Genomic DNA, 22,079 nt, shown 5'->3' with positions numbered 1-22,079 from the left:
TGAGCTTTGGCTAACATAATAGTTTTAGCCAAAGCTTAATATAGTATTACATTTTTATCACTTCCCCATCTTCAGGCACAAGAATATTCAATGTTTTTTTTGCTGCTTTTGTGCGGAGTACTTCTCTGGTGGTCTGGCAATGATCTAATGATTCGAGATGCACGGCGATTATATTTGCTTTAGGTGCTGTTTTGGCTACTTTTATCGTCTCTTTCTCATCCATCAAAATCCTGTATTTTCCCATAAAAACTGCTCCACCAGAGTTGGTGATGATAATATCAGGTTGATAAGTTTTAATGTTGTTTTCTATCTCATCATCCCACAGACAATCGCCAACGATATAGATAGTGGGGTGATTTATCGCTTGCAGCACAAAGCCGGAAACTTGACCAAGCTGTTCTAAAATTTCTTTAGGCCCGTGTTTTCCACCGGTACGAGTAATGGTAATACCCTCAAATATTGTTGATGTATGTATGGTTTCTACTTTAGTGAAAGAGGCATTTTTCACCAATGCTAAATCCGGTGGTTGCATATAAAAAGGAAGGTCTTTAGGCAAGGCTTCCATTGCGGCAGGATCAAAATGGTCGGGATGAGAATGTGTCAATAATATCGCTGTTATTCCTTGGGTTATTTTCTCAGTAGGAAATGGTAGATCTACCGTGGGATTCAGGTTTTCCTCGGGCTTGACAAAAGATCGAAAGCTTTTTGGGGAAGAAAGCATGGGGTCTACTAAAAAGGTTTCCCCTGCATATGTTACTTTGAGTGTAGCATTTCTGATGAGTTGGATTTCTATGTTTTGCATAATTAATCGTGTTTTGTTTTATGCAAAATAGAGGCTTTTGACAGTGTTGGGTGCTACCAAAGTTGGGTCAATGGCTACCATTTTGATAATCTATTTTAAATTGAGTAGGGTTTTGGCCCTCCCTAGTCTTAAAGAACCGAGTAAGATGGTTCGGTTCGGAAAAATGGAGCTTATTGGCAATTTCGGCTATCGATAAATTACTAAAAATCAATAGAGCCTTTACTTCCTGTAGTAGCCGGGCTTTTATAAAATCTGAGGCTGTTACATTAAACTGTTCTTTTACAGCCTTGTTCAAAGAGATTCGGCTAATTTTCATTAGTTCTGTATAGTCTTCAATTCTTTGTTTGGCACAAATATGCTCTTCCACTAATTTTCTGAATTGATAAGCTATGTTGTTTAGTGCAATAGCTGTTTTTATATTATTGCTCTTAGCATATTCTCTATTTAGTAGGATAAGCACATAATATAAGACAGACCTGATGAGATGGACACTATCACTTTTAGTATTACAAAGTTCTGCCTTTATTTCATTCAATTTGGTTAATAGCCCATCAAATAAAGGTTCTACCAGTTGTAGACGTAACGAGAATTGGGTTTGATAAAAATATAGTAGGCGAAAAGTGAAGTATTTATCGGAGAAGTATTCATTCAAAAAATCTTCTTGGAATACGAGCACTTGGATGTGAAAGTGTTCCTCATTACTAATCCATTGATGTTTTTGATGTTGGGAAATAAACAAGATCGATCCTTTAACAGAAGTAATCCGTTGGTTGTTTAGCATAAGAGTTCCTTTTCCATTTCTCACAAATATAATTTGGAAAAAGTCCGCTGCATGAACCATTTTAGGAATCTTATTCGCCTTTTCTTCTCTTATCTCAATTACATTCAAAAGAAAGTCTACTCCACAAAGCGTCTTGTTGAACTTGATATACTTCATCATTGTCTACAATTTCTTGAATTAAGCGGTTGTGCAAAGATAAAAACAATCTGTTTGTAAGGTGCTGAGTGAGAGCAGGGCTTTGGTAGAAAATCCTGAAGAGGTGTAATAAGCTTTTTCTACTTATTTTGTGAAGATGTATTCCCTCTCTTTTTGAAAGGGAACAAAATAGCTGCGGCCATTCCATAAAAAGCCATCCAATGCCCCGAAAAGCCTCTCACCTCATTTGCCTTGTAGTGGTGGTACTCTTGTTCGGTGATCGTTCTGAGGATTTCGCCATGATTATGCAATACATACTGCCCCTCCTGAATGTCTGGAACACCGGCTTGGGAGGTTATGAACAGCATAAAGTTTATCATGGCATAGGCAAATCCACCTAAGGCAAGTATGGCAAACCAAGTAGGGGTTTTGCTAAAAATAAGTTTGTAGAAGGCAACCGGGTTCATGCTGTCGTTCGTAGCCTCGTCTCTGTATTTTTTGAATTCTTTGTTGTTTCGCAGCTCGAGGACAGCTGGCAGCCAAACGGCAAAAATTCCAATATGCAATAGCCAGACATAGGGGGCTTTTTCCGTAAGATCGATATTTGCGACGGAAAGCAAATGAACCGTGAGCCCTAATACCCAACCTGTAACTGCTAAAAAAAATAGAGGTTTCTTCATTGGTTATGATGTGCTAAAGTCTGTTTAACTTGATGGTAAAACAGTTTCTTTTTGATCGTATTGCTTGTTTTCTTTCTTCTTTTCAAGAGGCTGAGTGTTGACAAGGAGTGTGTTCTACTTCTAGGGTGTGGGAATATTTCTGAAAAGGAATTTGCGGACTAGTTTTATACGATTGTCAACTAAGAAACTTTTGTATCACGAAGAAGTATATCACTATAACAGCCAAAGTAGATAGGATTTTTATAACTGCTGCTCTTTCTTGTTTTTGAATGTTTTCTGTTATTTCTCGTATTTTTTTAGGGTCAGTTGGTTTGACTTTCAACTTGCCAGTACTTTTGTTCTTCGGGCTTGCCCTTTTAAAATACTTGTCCACTTTGTCCCTCAATAAGTCCCTATTTTGGCGACTTCTGTTAAAGCCATCTCCTGCAAACCCCATTTGTTTGTGTTTTAAGTAAAAAAAATAAAGTGCTAATTGGTGATATATACGGTTTGGAGGAGGGGTGGGTTCTTAAAAATCTCTTTTAAAAGTTCTTGTGCCTTTGTGAATGAAGAAGAGCCTTATTTTTAGTAGTGGTGTTGTATTTTGCTTTAAAAGCTTACTTAGAAGGGATTTGAATAGAATCATTTTTAAAATGATTGAATGTAAAAAAAATGGCAATCTACGCTTCAAACTCCTTCTTTGTTGCGACTACCAAACTATCGGTTTTACTCATTTAACTTAATAATACTAGCTTCGGCTCCAGTAGGGGTTAAAAATGCCTTATTGTTAATAACATGGATCTGATAAAATGTTTGTTCAATTGCTATATCTTCTTCTGGAGGAAAGTCTTGAGCTATAATTTGATAGTTTTCCATAAAAATAAAATGATTACCATTATCGTCGCCTATATAGAAAAGAAGGAGCTCGTTAGAATTAGCTATAGGCAGAGACTTGACAGCATATAAGTTACTTCTATTAAGCTGTTCAATAATTTTGTCTATCGATATTTTTTGATCTAGAAGAAAATTTGAAAACTCCTCAATGAGCTCATTATAGTAAAATTCAACTCTCCAATCAATTGTAGAAATAAGAGTAGAATCATTTGTTGAGATTACGAGGCTATCATCAATTACATTTATTTGAATATTTTCTTCAATACCTAACATACCAAGATTGAAATTTGGAGTGTTATGGAATAATTCTGGGTTTTCGATTAAAGATTTTGAAAATATTGATAATGAGACATCTTCATTGAGTATTGATACATGCTCTACATTGAAACAGTTTTTAAAAGGTGATTTGATTTCTTCAATATCAGCTTTAACGTTTTCATATAAACCTATAAGCTGTTCATCGGTCAATGTGCTTTTTTCAGGGAAGAATAAATTTCCTGCTTCTTCAATATTCTTTTCTACCTGAAAATACATCCAATATTCTTTTAACAGAAGGGTGGAAAGAATTAAGATTATTGAAAGATAGATAAAGTGGTATTTTGATTTCATTGTATTTTTTGAGTGATCTAAAGCTGTTTAATGGCACATTTATGTTATTCAATAAAGAACTTTTTAGAAGTCTCTTTTAAAAGTTCTTATACCCTTATATATAATAAGAATCTTATTGTCAGTTGAAGGCATATGTAAATCAAGGTCAACGGTTAGATGATTCTTTGTTGTATTGATTATGGTGATAAAACCAGTGGGGGAAGTTAATGTGTAACTTATCCCATATCCTTCTTTTTGGCATTCTGAGATTGGAGATAAAATATTTGATACATCATATTTCCTATTCAACTCGATAGATGACCAGTTAGGGATAATGAGCGAGAGTTCAATTCTATATTCATCATCCCAACTTTCAGGATCTGGATCAAACCCACTCCTTTGAAGGATTCCGGCTTCATTTTTATATTTCCAAAACCTATTCTATTCACCATCATTGTTCAGTACATGGATAGTATCAATTTGTGTATCATCTCGATTCTGACAGAAGCTTGTGTAAGCCGCAGAAAGTAGAGTTATTAGAATGATAAGGGGTTTCAACATCATTTTGATTATACTTTTATTATTTCACCTTCAACCCCTTCTTTATCCAATTCAAAATTACATGGCGAGTTTCGGTGGAAACCCAGTGTTCGTTCACAGGGGTGATCAGTGCTTCTTTTTCTGTGTCCAAGATATTGTAGACAATATAGCTTGTGGTAGGAGGGCAGGTATCGTCGTTGTAGCCCCAGGTCATGAAGGTGGGTACTTTTATCAGTTTTGCAAAGTTGACCACATCGTAGTAAGCTAGCGTGTTGAGTTTTTCAGCCGTATCCATTCCATCAAACTTGGTGAAAAGGTGAGGGTAACCTCCAGCCCGACCGGCTTTGTAACCTGCCATATCGCTGAGCGCAGGGTGGTTGGCAGCGCAAGCGGTGATTCGTGAGTCCAGCCCAGTGGTGATTAGTGCCAAAGCTCCTCCTTGGCTTCCCCCTTGGGCAATCAGGTTTTTGCCATCCCACTCAGGCAAGGAGGTCAAAAAGTCCAAGGCGCGCACGCAAGAGAGATACACTTTTTTCATGTAATAGTTGTCTTTATTATCCAGCCCATTCACCAAATAGCTATTGTTCCTGTTGCCAAAAGCACGGCTGATTTCGTTATATCTTTCCCTGTCCAAATCAGGTCGGATTCCATGAATTTCCATATCGAAACGGATTATTCCACTTTCCGCATAGAAAAGGTGCTTCAAGCTCATTGGCTTAATGCCAGCTCCTGGAGGTGCAAAAACTATAGGATATTTTCCCGCTCTTTTGGGGAGCGTGAGGTAGCCATAAACGAATTGGTTCTTTTTGTAGGCTTGGAGTTTTATTAGGTAGCAGTCGATTTTATCATTTGAATATTTGGGAATGAATTCCTTCTCTACCACCATTGGGCAGTTGGCAGCTTCTTCCTTGGCTTCTTCCCAAAAACTATCAAAGTCGTTGGGGAATTGAGTGTAGGGCTTAAGTTTCTCTGGCTCGAAGCCTACTTTTATGTGGTGCTTGTATTCTTTTCCATCCCGAGTCACGCTGAGCTTTAGGTCTCTAAAGCCTGGCTTGGATGAAGTCCCCATAGAAATAACGGCTTTTCCTTTTTTGATCACAACCGCTCCGGTTTTATCGGAGGGCATCAACTCTGGGCCAACGCTATAGCTAATTTGCATTCCATCTTCTAGCAACATGCCGTATTCATAAAGCGATACGGTCACTTTAGCCTCTTCATTTACTTTGTAAAGCCAATCGGTATGGTCAGGAGTGGTGACCCAAAGGACATTGCTTCTATAAGGGTAGTTTTGTGCATTTAAGGCGAAAAAAAATAATAAACTGGGTAGTAATACGAATAGTCTTTTCATGGCAGCTAAGTTAGAAACCAACTACCAATTTTGAAACTAAATATGGGAACATCAAGAAATCGATGGTTTAGCCTTCCAAAACCTTCCTCATCAGCGGGATCACCATTTCCCAACCTTTCTTCGATTCTTCAAACCGTTGTTCAGCATTGTCAGCTCCGGCAAAGTCGCCTTGGGTGATGGTAAGCGCAGTGCCAAGCCCATTTGATATTACCGAGTAAGTCATGTTGACATAGTTTGTAGGGATATCGGCGATGCCCATGTTGGGATCGAACATGGAAAAAGTGATCCTTTTGTTTTCTTCATATTCGAGAATGGTTCCTTTCACATACACCACTTCTTTGCCATCTTCCGTCACCCCTTTCCAGTGGATTGGGCTGCCAATATTCCAAGAAGAAATCACTTCGCAGCCAAACATGTACTGCTTGGTCATGGCAGGGTTGGTCAATAAACCCCATACTTGTTCAGGGCTTGCCTGAAATATTACTTCTTCTTTGAAAACCATTGAATCGTTCATCTTTTTGTGTTTTTGGTTGAAGTTCAAAAATGAAGAACCATTGGTTTAACCGATTGCAGCATCGGGATTTATCCTAACACCATTGGGAGTGACGCCAAATTCTTTTTTGAAGGCATTGGAAAAATGCTGGGGCGAGCTGTAGCCAGTTTCGTAGGCAATTTCTTTGGCAGATTTGTCTGTTCCCAGCAAAAGTTTCTTCGCCAAGCTCATCCGGCAGTGATGGATATAGCCAAAAATAGTAGTGCCAAAAAGCTCTTTGAAGCCCTTTTTGAGTTTGTATTCGTTGACGCCGCTCAATTTTGAAAGCTCAACTATAGTAGGGGGGGTACCTATTCGGGAGTTGAGCAATTCCTTGGCTTCAATCAACTTTCTCTTATCCTGCTCCGATTTTATGAATTGAAAAGTTTCCTGTTCTTCGTAGAGTTCAGCTTGGAGCACGAGCAGTTCAATGCTTTTGGAAAGGAGAAATAAATTTTTCAGTTGGTTGGTGTAAGGGCATTGGATAATTTCCTGAATCACTTGCTGGATTTTGAAATTATTCGTCTTCCAGTGGGCAGATAACATGCAATCTTTTTGGTTGATCACCTTTTCGGTGAATCGCTTCAGCGGCTCGTTCCCATTTTGCCCTATTTCTATGAAAGCCTCGGGCGTAAAGTTCACCCCAAAAGTTTCGATACGCTGGCTTTTATTCAACACCTCAATCTCCAACCCCTTAGAATACATGATGTTGTTGTGATGCCCCCCAAGGTCGAACGAACGATCCAACTGGGAAAAACGAAAGGAATAGCTCCCCTGTAAGCCAAAGTGCATCCTGACAAATTCCGAATCATTTTTGGATACCATCTTCCCACTCGACTGGTAATCAAGAATGTTGTGAGAAATAAGAAGTTTATCCAGCTCCCACGAGTTGGAAATCCTGTTTTTTATGAGGTTGGCCGGGGGCATATTTATGGTGATTGTTTTCTTGAAATATTGAATTATGATTCTACTTTATCCCATAATAGTTTCTTGGACTTTTTATAAAAGTTTGCTTTCGTGGGAAAGTCATTTTCATCAAAGAACTTAATCAATTTATCGTACCTATCAAAAACATCACTTTTTGTACACCAAATAAGTTTTGCCAAACAATCGGGACATAACCAAGATGGTTTTTTATCTGCCTCTTTCAAACTGATGCTTCCATTCATAAGACATTTGTAGTTGGTACAATGCTTTATAGAGAGTATATGTATTATTTCATGGGATGCTGTTTTTGCAATTCTATTGAAATAAAGTTGACAGTTTGTGGTATCTATTTTTTCACTCTTGTATCGATACACCGATCCTGTTTTTTAAAGACGCCTGACCAAATACAAAGTTCCATGATTTTTTTGGATAGAGATCTTTGCTAGTCAAAGCCATGTAGGTGATCGCATCTGCTGGAATCGATGGGACTAAAATACTATCCAAAATGTATTTTGTATGAAGCTGTTCAATATCCATATGTATTCTTCTGGAGTATGCAGGAATAATGGAGTCAGAAACTGGCTCCATTATAATGGTTTCTAGACCCAAAAAGATATCCAAGTATTCACTTAGCATTTCTATCACATAAAAATCCACAGTATCAAACTCGCCCAGCATTTTTAGGTAGATTTTATTCTGTCTAGAGTTTGGACGTACTGGTTGCGAATTAATATATTCCTTAAAAGACTGCCCATTTTCCTTTTGAGTATAAAGCCATTCTCCAGGATTGGCTTCTGAAAGTCGTTTATTGATTGGGTTTAATGACTTAAAATCAGCAATATTCAAAATTCTATTTGGCGTGTTATGATTACTGACGCTCTGTTTTTCTTCTTTTGGGGAGCAAGAGGAGAAAAGAAGAAATGCGAATGCCACAATCGCAGGGTAAATGGCAAAAGCACATGTGTTATTTTGAGAATTAACTGTTTGCTTCATAGAGATAGGTGTACAGCTCATTTAGAATTAGTTGGGGAATACATTAAATTAACCTAAAAGAGCAGTGAAGAAAAGGCATAAACAAGAAAAAGCACCAGACCAAGGTCTGATGCTTTCATAAATTTAAGAGAATGTGTGATTTGTTTATTGAACCGAAGTGGAGTATTCGTAAATAAACTTCTCGAATTCGCTCCATTTTGGGTCATCGTTGTATTTGGCCAATAGCTCAGGGCTTTCGGCAAAAAGCAGAGCCATTTCTTTTTTATACTCCTTTTTTGTGATTTTTTGAGCTACGTCTTCTGTTGCTTTTTTGATGTAGTACGACTTGTCCAGACCACCAGCCAAGGTCATTCCTCCTACACCTATGCCAGCTGATTGCTTTGCAAAAGGATCAATGTATACTTTTATTTTGGCACTAAAAGTAGGGTTTGCTAACTGGAGCATATACGTACCTGTTTTTTTCTTAAGCTGCACTTTAGACGATTCCATATAGAGGTATCCATCGTTCAAGTGTTCTGAAGATAATTCACCATCAATTAGCCTTGAGAGGTTATTCGAAGCCTCTATTTTTTGAGCTAGTTTGCCCATATTACTTGGTGGAACATACATGAATTTGATATCTTCAGGTTTGATTTTGACTTTTTTGCCAGTGCTTGCATCTTCAATTTTGATTTCCTCGACCAACCCTTTTTTATAAGAAAGTTTTTTCAATCTTCCTTCTACTTCACTGCCATCATTCATAGTGATGTAAGTAGTTTTCTTTACAGAAAATCCGACAAAGCCAGGAGCAAAGGTTTGTGCTTGAGTTAAAAGTGCTGTTAGTACTAGCGCTAGTACCATTGTTGTCCTTTTGATCATTTGAATAGTATATGGTTAAAAAAAATGTTTGTTACGAATTGTTATGTAGTATCTTTTATTGGTATTTTATAGAATGCTACTTCGAGCTTATAACAAATAAGAGAGCTATTTTATTTGATTGATTATTAAGAAATAAAAGGATTAGTATGTTAGCAATTGAGGGTTAAATATAATTGTGAACAGTGTTTTTGATGGATGATTGTTACTCTTTTTGTATGTAGTACTCTTGTTTACAGTTAGTTGTGATTAGGCGAGGTAGGGAGTAGGTGTGAATAAAAAAGTCGTGACCATACAATTTCTTTTTGTGCGGTCACGACCTGATAAAGTAGTAATTACAAGCAGTTTACAAGGCTACTTCCCCCAGCCAAGATTGTTGGATTTTTTGCTGTAGTTCGGTCAGGCTGTCCAATTTGCTGAATTCAAATGAACGGAACATTTTGGTGCCTAGTGGAATGCTTATTTTCTTGCTTTCTGTATCTTTTCGAACCGTCACTTGGATAATATCCCCCTCTTTTTTGGTGGAAATAATATTTTTCAGCTCCTCAGCACCATTGATGTCTAAGACTAAATCTCCTTTACGCAATCCTCCTTCCCAAGCGGGTGATTTCCATTCCACGTCCTTTATAAAAAGCGAATCATTTTTGCTGCTTGCAGTAGCCCCAAGCCATCCGCCAGCAACAGGCTGAGGAGTTACATCTATTTGATAACCAGCATATGCCAAGTACTTGTTGTAGTCCAATTCTTCGGTGGTGTAGATGTAGGTAAATAGCTCGTCCAACTTTGTGCCCGCGGCAGTTTCCAATGCTTCGCGTAACTCGTCTTCAGTGAAGCCTCTTCCCAGCTCTTTGTAGTAATGGTTGTACAAAAAGCGCATTACATCGTCCAGCGATTTTTCATTTTTAGTTTCGTGCCTAATGGCAAAATCGAAAAGCCATCCAACAATTGGTCCTTTGTCGTAATAAGAAATCGTTTTGTTGAATTCGTCTCCAACTCTTCCGAAAGGACCGTCTTCCCAAGTTTCATAACTTGACTCGGCCAAAGATTGGAATAAGCGCCCTGGTTTTCTTTCATAAGCCAAGATGTCATTTTTTAAATGTCCTAACAACTGAGTTTCATTGCAAAGCCCGGCACGTTTCACCGCTAGGTATTCGTAATACACACTTACGCCTTCCGAAAGCCACAGCATTTTGGTACGGTTCTCCTTGTCGTAATCAAAAGGACCAAGCTCTATGGGGCGGATTCGTTTTACATTGTAATGGTGGAAATATTCGTGGGCGAGAAAATTGAGCATTCTTTGATAACTACTTGTGTCGCTTAGGCTGTTTCCATTAAAGCTAACGGTAGTAGAGTTGAGGTGTTCAATGCCACCACGACCTGGCCCAATCCCGATAAATGTATAGTGTTTGAAAGGAACATCGCCAATGATATCGGTAGCTGCTTCAGTCACTTTTTTCAAATCGTTGATGAATCCCTCTTTATTAAACTCGCCCATTTTGTAGCCCATAAAATAGTGGGGAACACCTTTCACGGTAAAGGAAGGAAGTTCTTCCAGTTTCCCTACCAAGAGCGGGCTGTCGTAGAGTGCATCGAAGTTGTCTGCCATGAAAGTGAAGTTTTCGCCTTCTACGGCATCCAACCCTGTGGCCACTTTATCCCAGCCTTCGTAGGGATCGATGATGATTTTTGAGGGGGTTTGCACCAGTTCGGTAGGGTGGAGCATCACGCCAGTAGGAATGATATAGCCTCTTTCCTCATCAAGGTAAGGAATCGCCACAAAAGTGCGGACAGTTTTTACATCGTAGTTCAGTACAATACTGGAGCTTTGCCCTCTGGTAACTCGCCAAGTGTTTTCATTGTGTTTTTCAAAAGCGAGTTCGGTCCCATTTTCGTCTGTCGCGGCAAAGTTTTCAATATTCTCTGCAAAATTCAGGATTTGGTAGTATCCTGGCGACCACATTGGTATTTTAAAATCGACGTATTCTTTTTCCATCCCCGTGCATTCCATTTTCACCTGAAAAGTGTGTTCTGATGGGTTTTCCATAGCCACCGTAAAAGTAATGGAAGGCTTTTGGGGGCTAGAACATGCCACTAAGGATGAGAAAATATAGAGAATTAAGATTCGGGAAGTAGTATGCCTCAATAGTTTACTTATTGACTTGTTTTTCCGTAGTTTCATGTGGTAGTGTGGGTTGAATTAAGACTTTTTTTCATCTGTATTTGAGCATCAGAAGTTTCGAATTCTAAAATTGTTTCTTTTACATATAAATTGCTAGAAGAAGTTGGTTTGTTCCACTTATAACTCTTTGGAAGGAGGATTTTCAATCTTGTTGGTCTGCTTATATTCCATCGTACCTTTGATTGGTTTTTAACCCTTTCGGGTAGATTTGCTTTTTGATTTGGTACAACTCAAAAAACTTGGGCTTTCTTTTGTTGAAGAGATGGAGCAAGATGCTTTAGTAGGCTTATTATCACATTTTATATTCAAACCCGAGGATTGTATGTACTAGTTTTTCCTATCTGGAGCAGAGAGGGTTATATATGAAGCGTTGAACTATGCTTTTATTCTGATGAGTTAGACAGTAGATTTCCCTTTAGCTCTTTAAGCACTTTTTTACCTAGAAGAGCATATTTTACTTTTTGGAGAGCTGCCCTGTCTTTTTTTACTGGGAGAATAATAAAATTTCATTAAATTGTGTGGATTATTGGTTTTTTGCAAAATAATAACTTAAACCAACCAATAAGTACAGAAGATAATTCAATGAAACCTGATCCTCAAACGCCTCCTCTTATCGATGCATTCATTTCCTATGGAAGAAAGGAAAGTAAGCATTTTGCCATGAGGGTGAAATCGTACTTGGAAAGCCAGGGCTTAAAGGTATGGCTAGATCTTGAGGAGATTGATGTAGGTACGGACTGGCAAGATAGGATAGACAAGGGTATTGCTTCTGCCAAGAACTTTATATTTCTCATTTCCCCTCACGCTATTAGCTCGCCCCATTGCAAAAAAGAAATAGAGCTGGCACTTGCGTATAGCAAGCGGATTATTCCTGTGATGCACATTGAGCGAGATATTGATAAGCTGAACAATGTAATCAGCGAGATCAATTTTTTATTTATAAGGGAAAAGGAAGATACGACCAAGCTCCCAGAAGATTGGGAAAGCATTGATGATTTTGATAAGGGTGTTGGTGTTTTAACATCGAAAATAGAAGAAAATGAAAGCTATAACTTGTTGCATACTAGCCTTTTGTTAAGGGCACTAGAGTGGGAAAATAATAATAAGCGGAAAAGCTTTTTGCTCTATGCCCAAGAACGGATAGATGCGCAAAAGCACTTGGAAAATAATAAGCGTTTGGATGTTCCCAATCCATTTTCCCCTATCCATTGTGAGTACATCTGCGAGGCTCGGAAGAATGCGGAGAACATGATGGCAGATGCATTTTTTGCCTACGATGATAACGACCTTGCCATAGTGAGGGAAATAAACCAAGAGCTGCAAAAAAGCGGGACCACCACTTGGCTGGACAAGCAAGATATGAAGCCTGGCTCTGACTTGCGGGAGTCTTTGCAAGAGGGCATTGAGCTTTCGGATAATGTGATTTTTGTAATTTCGAAGCGCTCTGTGGTTTCGGAGATTTGCTTAGAAGATTTGTGCTATGCAACTTCTCTTGGCAAACGAATTATCCCCATCATCTGCGAAAATGTTGATAAGGAACACCTCCCCAAGGAGTTGAGTAATTTAAACTCCATCGACCTGACGGACAATGATCCAAACAAGGTGAAGATCGCCAAAAAAGATAAGAGCGACTTTGACCGAGACATGGACGAGCTGATGATACAGTTGGAAGATGACCGAGAATATTTCCATAAGCATAAGCAACTACTGGTGCAAGCTCTCAAATGGGAGCGAATGGGAGAAAGCGATAGTTTTCTGCTGAGAGGAACTAATCTTTTACAATCCCAAGAGTGGCTAGATGAAGGGAAGCATAGAAAAGTAAATGCTCCTACTTCATTGCATGATAAGTTTATTGCCACAAGCATGTCCAAGATAGGAATTCTCTCCTCCGAGGTATTTATTTCCTATTCTCAAAAAGATGCGGACTTTGCCCGAAAGCTCAACCTGAAGCTTCAGAGTTTTAGAAAAACCACTTGGTTCGACCAAGAAAGCATTGCCTCTGCCAGCAATTTTGAAGAAGAGATAAAGAAAGGGATTTCTACTTCTGATAATTTCTTGTTTATCATTTCTCCCAACTCCCTAGCTTCAGAATTTTGCGAAGAAGAAGTTAGGTTTGCCGCAGAAATGGGCAAGCGCTTTATTACTGTTTTGCTTGATGATGTTGACCCTGAAACGATGCCCGCTGCGCTCAAAGAAGTACAATGGATAGACTTCAAGGAAAATAAATTTGATATAGCATTTAGCTCCCTCATGCATACGCTCAACATAGATCGTGAGCATGTGAAAGAGCATACTCGCCTTCAGCAAAAAGCGGCAGAATGGGACAAACAGGGTAGAAAGAAAGTATTGAATTTTTTGTTTAGAAGGGCTGATGTAGATCTTTTGCTCAAGAAGTCGGAGTTTGTGCAGTCTCAGGTGTGGTTTTCCCGCTCCCTTGCCGAAAAGAAAATCCCGACGCCAACTCCCCTCCAAAAAGAGTACCTCAGAATATGTTCTCGGTTCTTGAAGACCCGACGACACTTTTGGCTAAGCTTACTGGTGATGGCCATGTTGGCTCCACCTATTTATATGATCTATTCGGTAAAAGAATCGAAGGAAAAGGAGGCGTTGAACTATCTCTATGCAGCCAAGCAGGTGTTGGATAAAGAGCATGATCCCATGCGTGCGTTGAGCATCGCCAAAGAGGCTTCTTTGCTCATTAGCAATAAGTCGCTGAACAAGCTTTTACCTGTACTTAGGGAAATTTCCAATTCGCTAAGCGAGCATACATTGCAGTTTGAAAGACCGGTTAGAGGCTTAAGTATTCCCCGAAATGGTTCAGATACCTTGCTTGTTACCTATGCGGGAAATAAGTTGATGGTAAGGGATTTAAGAGGTAAGAAAATAAATGAGAACGCGGAAGTTTTGTTTCCTGAGCCTATCAGGAGCTTAGTATTTGGGATAGACAGAGCATTTGTATTGGGTATGGATAAAAAGGTTTATGCTGTGGATATAGGTGATGGTCAAAACCTTGAAATACAGGATGTGTCGGACTATGGGACAGCTACTGGAATTCACCTTTTTGATGGGGGAGGAGGCGTGTTTGTAACCCAAGAAAGTGGGGCAATGAGACTTTATTCCCAACTAAAAGAACGCTGGGTGTGGATGAGTACTTTCAACCATAGTATGGCTGTGGAAGGAATGGCTATTTCCCCAGACCAAACCCGTGTTTTTACCTATTCGAAAGATAAAACAGGAAGACTTTGGTCGCTCAAAAAGTTTAGTAATAATTTTCTGGACGAGATAAAAATTGCGCCAAATACCATCAAGTTTGCCGAGTTTTCGGAAGATGGGGAAAAGCTCCTGACTCATTTTTCGAACAACGATGTAGTGATTTGGCATGTTGAAAACAACAGGTTGGTAATGCATACTGAATATTCTGGCGTAACCTATGTGCGGTTTACCAGCGTGCCCGATCTTGTTCTTATACAAGAAGGAGGAAATAGGGTGAGCCTTAGGGAAGTAGATGGCAGCTTTTTCAGAGAGCTGGCTACTTTTTCCCAGTTAGAAGAAAGTATAGATGGGGTAATCCTTTCGGAAAATAAAAAAGTGGTTCTTACTTATAGAAAAGACGGCCATGCGGCTGTTTGGGAGTTAAATGGGGAATTATTGGGCGAAGTAGATTTTAGCAGAGAGGAGAGCCCGACCGATTTGGTGAGACTTTCGCCAAGAGGTAAGTTAATTTTGCGAACAGATAAATCGGGAACTGTTTCTATTTGGGAAGCGAACGGGGAAGAGTTTGCCGTGTTAAAAGCTCATAAATCTAAGATTAGTCATATTGGTTTTTCAATAGAAAAAGAAAAGTTGATCACTGTTTCGGATGAAGGGGTGCTGAAAGCGTGGAGCGCCTCGGATACGGTGCTTGCCCAACGGAATTTGGAACAATTGCTTTCGAATAATAATGGAAACCTCAAAACAACCATTAATAAATGGTTCGACAAACATTCTTCCAGTACTATGGAAATGGCGGAGGTGGATCGACTTCGGTTTGGCATTATCCGCGACTATCAGGAGGTAATTGCCTCAGAGGATTCTTCACTGTTGCATGTATATGCCAATTATTTCAAAAATGAGATAGGGAATATGCTAAACGAAGAGGATAAAAAATTGAATTTAGAACGTTCATTGGCTATTTATAACAAAATTAATGAGCTTGAGTATGGTTCAGTTTATTCGCAAGTAGAAGTAGCCGATTTACGGTTTGAATTGGAACTACCCCTTTGGCTAGCGCAAGATAATCTGCCCGATTTTGATGAAATGTTTACTTTGGCTTCACCCGAGCAGAAGCATTTTGTGGCCCAGTACCTTATTCAGAAATATGGTAGCCAGCAGCTTGCCCTCAAAATTAAGGCTTTTGAAAAAGTAGAAGAATTATATAATGAGATTTTGGAGGATAATGTAGCCGGAACGAAGCATTATTCCGAAGATATGCAGCCAATAATTACAATTCACTTTCTTACTACTACACCCAAATAGGGGAGGTAGAAAAAGGCAAAGCAAAAGCATTACTAGGTAAGGAAAAAGATCCTTCTTATAAATGGATCAACACAAAATTAGCCTTGGCTTACCTGTACGATAACAAACTTAATGGCGCACTGCCATTGCTCAGGGATATGTATAAAGATGTAAACTTTGGTCCTGATGATTATCAACAACGGATGAAAGGATATGTTGCAAAAACGGATTCACTTCACCTGAGTTTGAAACTCAGTAGTCTATCTGAAATTATTGCACCTAGCCTCGCCGATCTTTCTGAAGAGGATAAGGAGCTGTTGAAGTTATTTGGAGTGCAATAAGAGAGCTGTTTTGGGGAAGTGGAAAGCTTAATGCTTGCTTTTCATTTTTTAAGGAGTGAATTTTAGGGTGGTAAATTACTGAACCTAGCACTTACACTATGCTTAAACACTATACAATCCTGTTTATTTGGCTATTGTTGATTTGCGGCTATGCTGTTGCCCAAACCGATGTAGAAGGGGATGCCGAGTCATGGAATGATTTTTATAATGAAAGCTTCCAGCCTTTTACAAAAGGAAATTGGCATACGAACTTAGTCCTGAATTTTTCCCAAACGGAGGAAAGCAACCAGATAAACCTGTTGGCAAATGTGATTGATGGGAATACTTTTTCCTATGGTGTAGGTTTTTCGGGAGGCTATTTTTTCAAAGATGAAATGTCGGCAGGTTTAAACATTAAGTTTAACCGTTCCAATTCGAATCTGAATACACTGCAAGATGCCGATACAGTGAACACCAAACGGTTGAACCATAGTTTCGCGTTTACTCCTTTCCTTCGGAACTATATTCCCCTTTCCAAAAACAACAGATTTAGTGTGTTCAATGAGACAGGCTTGACCTTTGGCTATGGGCAGACACTGAGAAGAAAAACAGTAAGCGAGGATAAAATAGAGAAGTATTATGGGGAATCATACATAGCAAGGTTTGGAATAAGGCCAGGCATAAATGCTTTCATTGTGGAAAACTTTTCCTTTGAAATAGCTATAGATTTGATAGGGTTTGAAATGGACTATATAAAATCGGACTATGGGAATGGGCAAACGGGAGATGCCACCAATCTTGATTTTAATTTCAAAATTGATCTGCTCAGCCTCAATTTTGGGGTAGCCTATTACTTCTAGCAAACACGATTTATCATGAAAAATATCTTTCCTATACTCATATTCTCTGCTATTTTGGTGCAATCATGTATCAAAGAAGACCATTTTGGGCTGTCTTCTGCGGGAAATATTTTGTCCATCGAGTTCAAGAACCAGAATGGAAGTGCGAGCATAAACCGCAGCAACGACTCGGTGTATGTGGAGCTAGCCAATGGGACGAACCTTAGCCAAGTCCAGCTGACCAAGCTAGAGCTTTCTTCATTTGCCGCTTCCTCTCGGAAGGTTGGCGACCTTGTCGATTTTACCTCTGGCAGTGCCGACTTTGTAGTTACTAGCGAAGACCAAAGTCAGACTAACTGGAAAGTGCATGTATTTGAAGTAGGGAGCAATCCACAGCTACCCAACTCCGATTTCAACCAATGGTACGATTCCCAAAAAGGGTATTTGGAAATAGGGGCAGATGTCAATTCGACCATTTGGGGGACGAGTAATCCAGGTGTGGAATTTGGGGGAATGGATGCCAATGTGTTGCAAGAAGAAGTAAGTAACGATGATTTTGCTATCAAAATGGTGACGAGATATAGCAGCTTGGCGGCTGTTTTTAAAAAGCCGATTGCATCAGGGTCTGCCTTTACGGGCTTTTTTGATGTAGACAATATCGATATCAACGACCCTGAGGCAGCTATTGATTTTGGGATACCCTTTACCGCCACGCCAGCATCTTTTAAGCTGCAGTACCTTTACGAAGCAGGGCCAAAAAATATAGATAAAAACGGCAACGCTCTTTCCTTCCCCGATTCTTGTGATATCTACTCCGTATTGGAAAGGAGAGAAGGCGACCAAGTAAAGCGAGTGGCAACAGCGTGGCTGAGAACTACGGGCAACGGCGGAGATATTCAAAGTATCCAGGTAACATACACGTATGGAGAGCTTCCTGCACGCACCCCATCCTACATGTTGCCCAAAGAAGGCGAAACCTACGCAGCCCTAGGCGAAACCCCCACCCATATAAATGTAGTATTCGCCTCCAGTGCCTACGGAGCAGAATTCCAAGGTGCAGAAAACAGCACCCTTCTGGTGGATAACTTTGAGTTGGTGTATGAGTAGGAATTAGTAAACTTGAACATGGAAAAAAGAAATACTCTTATTTTTTTGACGGCTAATTATCCTTATGGCTTTGGAGAGGCTTTTATTGAGGGGGAAATGCCATTTTTGGCTGAGGCTTTTGAGAAAATTATTTTAATATCAAATGATCTGAATAATGAGCAGACAAGATCGACTCCTGACAATGTAGAGCTATTCCGGTTTCCCTACGAACTAAGTGCTATTGAAAAATTATTTGCTCTGTTCCAATTGTTTAATCCATTGTTCTGGAAAGAATTTAAACAGCTAAGTTTTTATAAGCTCAAACCTTCAAAGCCTATTGTAAGCACAATACTATTTTCTTTGTATAAGGGGAAAAAGCTAATAAAATACATGAAGGGAATAATGCAAAAAGAAGGTGTTTCTCCTGAGCAAGCCATCACGTATTCCTATTGGAGCAATGATACGGCAGTGGGGCTGGCCATGTTGAAAAATGAGTTGCCAACTATTAAAGCGGTGAGTAGGGGGCATCGGTGGGATATTTACTTTGAGAATGCTTCTATCAATTATCTGCCTTTTAGGAAATTGATGTTAGAAACGTTAGATGCTGTGATCAGTATTTCTCAAGATGGAATTGAGTATATCAAAAGTAAATGGGGAGTGGAACAGCTTTGTTTTTCAAAGCTGCGAATGTCAAAGTTGGGTGTTTTTAATGAATTCCCTTTTTCAACTGAAAAACAAAATGCCCCATTTTTGATAGTAAGCTGCTCTTACATCATTACACGGAAAAGGGTTGATTTGATTGTCCAAGCCTTAGGAGAATTGAATTTGCCTGTAAAGTGGTTTCACTTTGGCGATGGTCCGCAAGCAGAGGAAGTAAAACAGTTGGCAGCAGAGAAACTGTCTTCAACAAAAACTGAATATACCTTCGCAGGAGCAGTCTCCAATACAGAATTGTTGGAAGCATACGCTGCGAAAAAGCCTTCTCTGTTCATCAATGTGAGCAGTTCGGAAGGAATTCCTGTTTCTATCATGGAAGCGATGTCATTTGGCATTCCAGCCATTGCTACAGATGTGGGCGGGAATAATGAAATCCTTCGTCATCAAGAAAATGGCCTGTTGCTAGCCTCTGATCCAACAGTAAATGAAGTGGCTGAAGCCATCAAATACTTTGTAACATTAGACGCGGGTCAGTATTCGACATATGTAAAAGAGGCTCGGAAAACTTGGGAGAGGGAATACAATGCAGAATTGAATTATAAGGAGTTTGTGGGGTTATTGAAAGAATAGTTTTAGCTCGATTGTTTTTTATACAATTCCAGTAGTTTATCAACATATTCCTTTATCCCAAACTGTTGGCTAAATGCCAAAGCATTTTTGGACATACTAGCATAGAGGTCTTTCTCCTTCAAGAGAAGGGAAACTTTCTCGGCAAATTGCTTGGGGTCTCTTTCCCAGACCATAAATCCATTTTCTCCTTCTTTTATCAAATCTCTATTGCCTTTTCCATCGGTACAGACTACGGGCAGTCCACAAGCCATAGCTTCTATAAGTACCAAGCCAAAAGGCTCATAGTTAGCCGAATGTATATATACATCTGCTTTTTGAAGGAATTCTTCTGGGTAAGGGACATTGCCTTGCAAGCGAATTGATTGAGTTAAACCTACCTCTTTTATTCTATTTGAAATGGCGTCCTTTTCAGGTCCATCTCCTAGTATATCTAATTCTGCTTTTATTCCTATTTGGTGTAAATGGACAACTACATCTACTAAAAATGCGTGGGCTTTTTTGGGCACTAAGCTTCCTATGCTTACAAGCCGTAATTTGGTTTTTGATTCATTAGAGGGTTTGAAACGGGAAAGGTCGATGGCATTGTGCAGTAAAGTGACATCTTTGCTTGTTAATTTCAATGCTTTTTGGGCATACTGATACGCATCTTGCGAGATAGCAATGCAATGGTTGTTGCATTGCTTGTATTGCTTTTGAAGTAAGTACTTTTCATAAAATTCAGTCAAATATGTTTTATTTGTAAGCACCTGCCACGAGAAGGGGCGAAGCTGGTGCATATTATCGTGGAAGTGGGTAAAATATGTAGCTGTTGGGTAAAGTACTTGCCTGCTTACCATCTCCGCTTCAAAGAGATGGGAATGAATAATATCGGGTTGATAACTGTTTATAAACTCTTGCAGGGCATCGAGTTGTTTCAACGGTTTCCCACTGAGAGAGGGGACAAACTTAGCTTGAATAACTTTGTAGTTGATTCCTGTAGTAAGGAATGGGTAGGCATTGTCTTCTCGAAAGGTAATTAAAGTTAGTTCAATGGCTTCTCTTTTAGTAAGTTCATGGCAAATATTCAGTACCAAGCGTTCGGCGCCTCCTTTTGGAAGGGCAGGGATGATTTGGAGGGTTTTAAGCGTTTTCGGTTTCTTTCCGATATTCAGCATATAGGTTATTTATTTGGCTATAAGTTTCGTTGGTAGTGTTATTAATTTTTTCAATTATTTCTTTAGATAGGTTTTTATAACCCTTATTGGAATCAGGCTTAAAAATGAAATTCCCTTTTATTTTTAAGGATGTACATAGAGAGTCAAATAAGGTTTTATCAGATATCAAATCTTCATATTTAACTATTATACCTTTTTCTTTATCAGTAGGAAATCCTTCCATAATATTTTTCATCCTTTTTTTATATAAATGAATGAAATTATCTACTTCATGATAATAACTATCATGAAGCATATTAGAATAATAAACATTAATAGGGTCTCTAAAAATAAATACCAGAGTGATATTATATTTTTTATATTCCTCTAAAAGATCGCCTGTATTTCGTATATAGCTTTCAGTAATAGGTTTTAAAAGAATTTTTTTATCTCTACAAAGAATATTTCTTATTTTTTTTTCAGGTCTGAGCAACCATTTTTTCATAACATATTTATCACTTTCATTATATACTCTTATTTCATTATCATATGATAGTGAATCAAATAGTGCATTTGTTCCTGATCGTTGAAAACCAATAATCATTAGTAGATTATTGGTTTTGTTGGGGGTTCTGAACGAGGAGGCAAGACGATTGTATTTTACAATGAACAGATGGAGTAATCGTCTGATAAAATGGCGGATATTTTTCAAGTACTTTATTTTTTTTTAATAGAGGTTTTAGCTTTCGTTAGAAGCTTACTTTTATATTGAAAATAGGCAGAACTTGTTAAAGTTGCAAACTTATTTTAAGTTGGCATAAACCATATATACTTTTTCTTTCCATCGATAAGTAGGCAAATACCAAGATGCTTTTAGGAGTGTACGACTCATATTCCAAAACTTATGGTGAACTTCATAGCTTTGTGCCAAAGAAAAGTAAGAATCATGAATCACTTTTGAGTAAGTGTGCTTTGAAAGGGTAGCTTTTACTGACTTGGCTAGTTTCTTTTTGACCTCTAAGCTTTTAAGGTAACTTGATATATTTTTTCTATCTATAGTCCTATTGGCATGTGAAACTATTACAACCGTAGCCTGATCTACATATATGAAAGGATAATGTTCAATAATTCTAAACCAAAGTTCTGTATCTTCTGCTACATTTAGTGATTCGTTAAAATAGTTGTTCTTTAGTATTGATGAATGAATACATACCCTTTGACTAGCGATATTTCCCAATAAAATTATCTCATATGGATTTGTTTTTTTAGAAAAAACTACTTGGTTTTCTTCTAGTTTTCCTTTTGTACAAAGTCTGTAGTTACAAAAAAATAAGCTGCACTTTTGTTCTGTTTTTAATATGAATTCATGAAAAAAATGGAGGTGGTCAGGTAAATAAAAATCATCACTATCCAAAAAACATATATACTCTCCTTTAGCATTTTTTATCCCATTATTTCTAGCAGCACTTCTTTCGGCGTTTTCTTGGTAGATATATTTTATTCTTTCGTCTTTATATTCAGTGATAATTTCTTTGGTATTGTCCGTACTGCCATCATCTACAATGATAAGTTCCCAACTTGTGTGGGTTTGGGACAATACACTTTCAATCGCTTTTGGAAGAAAGTTTGCTCGGTTATAGGTTGGTAGGATGATGGAGAAAAATGGCGACATGAAGGTAAATATTAG

Annotated in this window: 18 protein-coding genes; 5 read left to right on the top strand and 13 right to left on the bottom strand. The window is 38.7% G+C overall.

The window, feature by feature from the left end; genetic code table 11:
• Positions 1–46 precede the first annotated feature (46 nt).
• From R9C00_25205 to R9C00_25160, 10 genes are all read right to left on the bottom strand, one after another.
• Complete coding sequence (locus R9C00_25205; protein WPO34996.1) at positions 47–802, bottom strand: MBL fold metallo-hydrolase; 756 nt, start codon at positions 800–802, stop codon at positions 47–49.
• Between the two features lie 67 nt (positions 803–869).
• Positions 870–1,742 (bottom strand): AraC family transcriptional regulator, encoded by an 873-nt coding sequence (locus tag R9C00_25200; GenBank protein ID WPO34995.1) that lies wholly within the window; start codon positions 1,740–1,742, stop codon positions 870–872.
• 116 nt (positions 1,743–1,858) lie between these two features.
• On the bottom strand, positions 1,859–2,398 hold the full coding sequence (locus R9C00_25195) for a hypothetical protein (protein WPO34994.1): 540 nt from the start codon (positions 2,396–2,398) through the stop codon (positions 1,859–1,861).
• A gap of 705 nt (positions 2,399–3,103) precedes the next feature.
• Positions 3,104–3,880, bottom strand: coding sequence for a hypothetical protein (locus R9C00_25190; GenBank protein WPO34993.1), 777 nt, complete (start codon positions 3,878–3,880; stop codon positions 3,104–3,106).
• A gap of 559 nt (positions 3,881–4,439) precedes the next feature.
• Positions 4,440–5,747 (bottom strand): acetylxylan esterase, encoded by a 1,308-nt coding sequence (locus tag R9C00_25185; protein ID WPO34992.1) that lies wholly within the window; start codon positions 5,745–5,747, stop codon positions 4,440–4,442.
• Positions 5,748–5,814: 67 nt separating this feature from the next.
• A complete protein-coding gene (locus R9C00_25180; GenBank protein WPO34991.1) occupies positions 5,815–6,261 on the bottom strand; it encodes an SRPBCC domain-containing protein in 447 nt (148 codons plus the stop codon).
• A gap of 45 nt (positions 6,262–6,306) precedes the next feature.
• Positions 6,307–7,206 (bottom strand): AraC family transcriptional regulator, encoded by a 900-nt coding sequence (locus R9C00_25175; GenBank protein ID WPO34990.1) that lies wholly within the window; start codon positions 7,204–7,206, stop codon positions 6,307–6,309.
• A gap of 354 nt (positions 7,207–7,560) precedes the next feature.
• On the bottom strand, positions 7,561–8,199 hold the full coding sequence (locus R9C00_25170; GenBank protein WPO34989.1) for a hypothetical protein: 639 nt from the start codon (positions 8,197–8,199) through the stop codon (positions 7,561–7,563).
• Between the two features lie 144 nt (positions 8,200–8,343).
• Entirely contained in the window at positions 8,344–9,057 is a 714-nt protein-coding gene (locus tag R9C00_25165; protein ID WPO34988.1) for a hypothetical protein, read from the bottom strand.
• A gap of 343 nt (positions 9,058–9,400) precedes the next feature.
• The gene (locus tag R9C00_25160) at positions 9,401–11,233 is read right to left on the bottom strand and encodes a PDZ domain-containing protein (protein ID WPO34987.1); all 1,833 of its coding nucleotides are present in this window, start codon (positions 11,231–11,233) and stop codon (positions 9,401–9,403) included.
• Positions 11,234–11,815: 582 nt separating this feature from the next.
• Between R9C00_25160 and R9C00_25155 the strand changes: the two genes are divergently transcribed.
• The 5 genes from R9C00_25155 to R9C00_25135 all read left to right on the top strand — a co-directional run bounded on the left by R9C00_25155 (position 11,816) and on the right by R9C00_25135 (position 19,259).
• Positions 11,816–15,748, top strand: coding sequence for a TIR domain-containing protein (locus R9C00_25155; protein ID WPO34986.1), 3,933 nt, complete (start codon positions 11,816–11,818; stop codon positions 15,746–15,748).
• Positions 15,749–15,831: 83 nt separating this feature from the next.
• Positions 15,832–16,068, top strand: coding sequence for a hypothetical protein (locus R9C00_25150; protein WPO34985.1), 237 nt, complete (start codon positions 15,832–15,834; stop codon positions 16,066–16,068).
• A 98-nt stretch (positions 16,069–16,166) separates the two neighbouring features.
• On the top strand, positions 16,167–16,907 hold the full coding sequence (locus tag R9C00_25145) for a hypothetical protein (GenBank protein WPO34984.1): 741 nt from the start codon (positions 16,167–16,169) through the stop codon (positions 16,905–16,907).
• A 15-nt stretch (positions 16,908–16,922) separates the two neighbouring features.
• Complete coding sequence (locus R9C00_25140) at positions 16,923–17,993, top strand: PCMD domain-containing protein (GenBank protein ID WPO34983.1); 1,071 nt, start codon at positions 16,923–16,925, stop codon at positions 17,991–17,993.
• A gap of 18 nt (positions 17,994–18,011) precedes the next feature.
• Entirely contained in the window at positions 18,012–19,259 is a 1,248-nt protein-coding gene (locus R9C00_25135) for a glycosyltransferase (GenBank protein WPO34982.1), read from the top strand.
• Between the two features lie 2 nt (positions 19,260–19,261).
• Here R9C00_25135 and R9C00_25130 read toward each other — a convergent pair whose 3' ends face one another.
• The 3 genes from R9C00_25130 to R9C00_25120 form a co-directional block, all read right to left on the bottom strand.
• Positions 19,262–20,413 (bottom strand): glycosyltransferase, encoded by a 1,152-nt coding sequence (locus tag R9C00_25130; protein ID WPO34981.1) that lies wholly within the window; start codon positions 20,411–20,413, stop codon positions 19,262–19,264.
• Entirely contained in the window at positions 20,379–20,996 is a 618-nt protein-coding gene (locus R9C00_25125; GenBank protein ID WPO34980.1) for a hypothetical protein, read from the bottom strand. Before R9C00_25125 ends, R9C00_25130 begins: the two co-directional genes overlap by 35 nt.
• A 198-nt stretch (positions 20,997–21,194) precedes the next feature.
• Positions 21,195–22,064, bottom strand: coding sequence for a glycosyltransferase family A protein (locus R9C00_25120; GenBank protein ID WPO34979.1), 870 nt, complete (start codon positions 22,062–22,064; stop codon positions 21,195–21,197).
• Between the last annotated feature and the right edge of the window lie 15 nt (positions 22,065–22,079).

The organism is Flammeovirgaceae bacterium SG7u.111 (assembly GCA_034044135.1).
In the GTDB taxonomy this organism is placed as follows: domain Bacteria; phylum Bacteroidota; class Bacteroidia; order Cytophagales; family Flammeovirgaceae.
The sequence above is the reverse complement of the archived record's forward strand: the minus strand, read 5'-3'. Positions and strand labels throughout refer to the sequence as shown.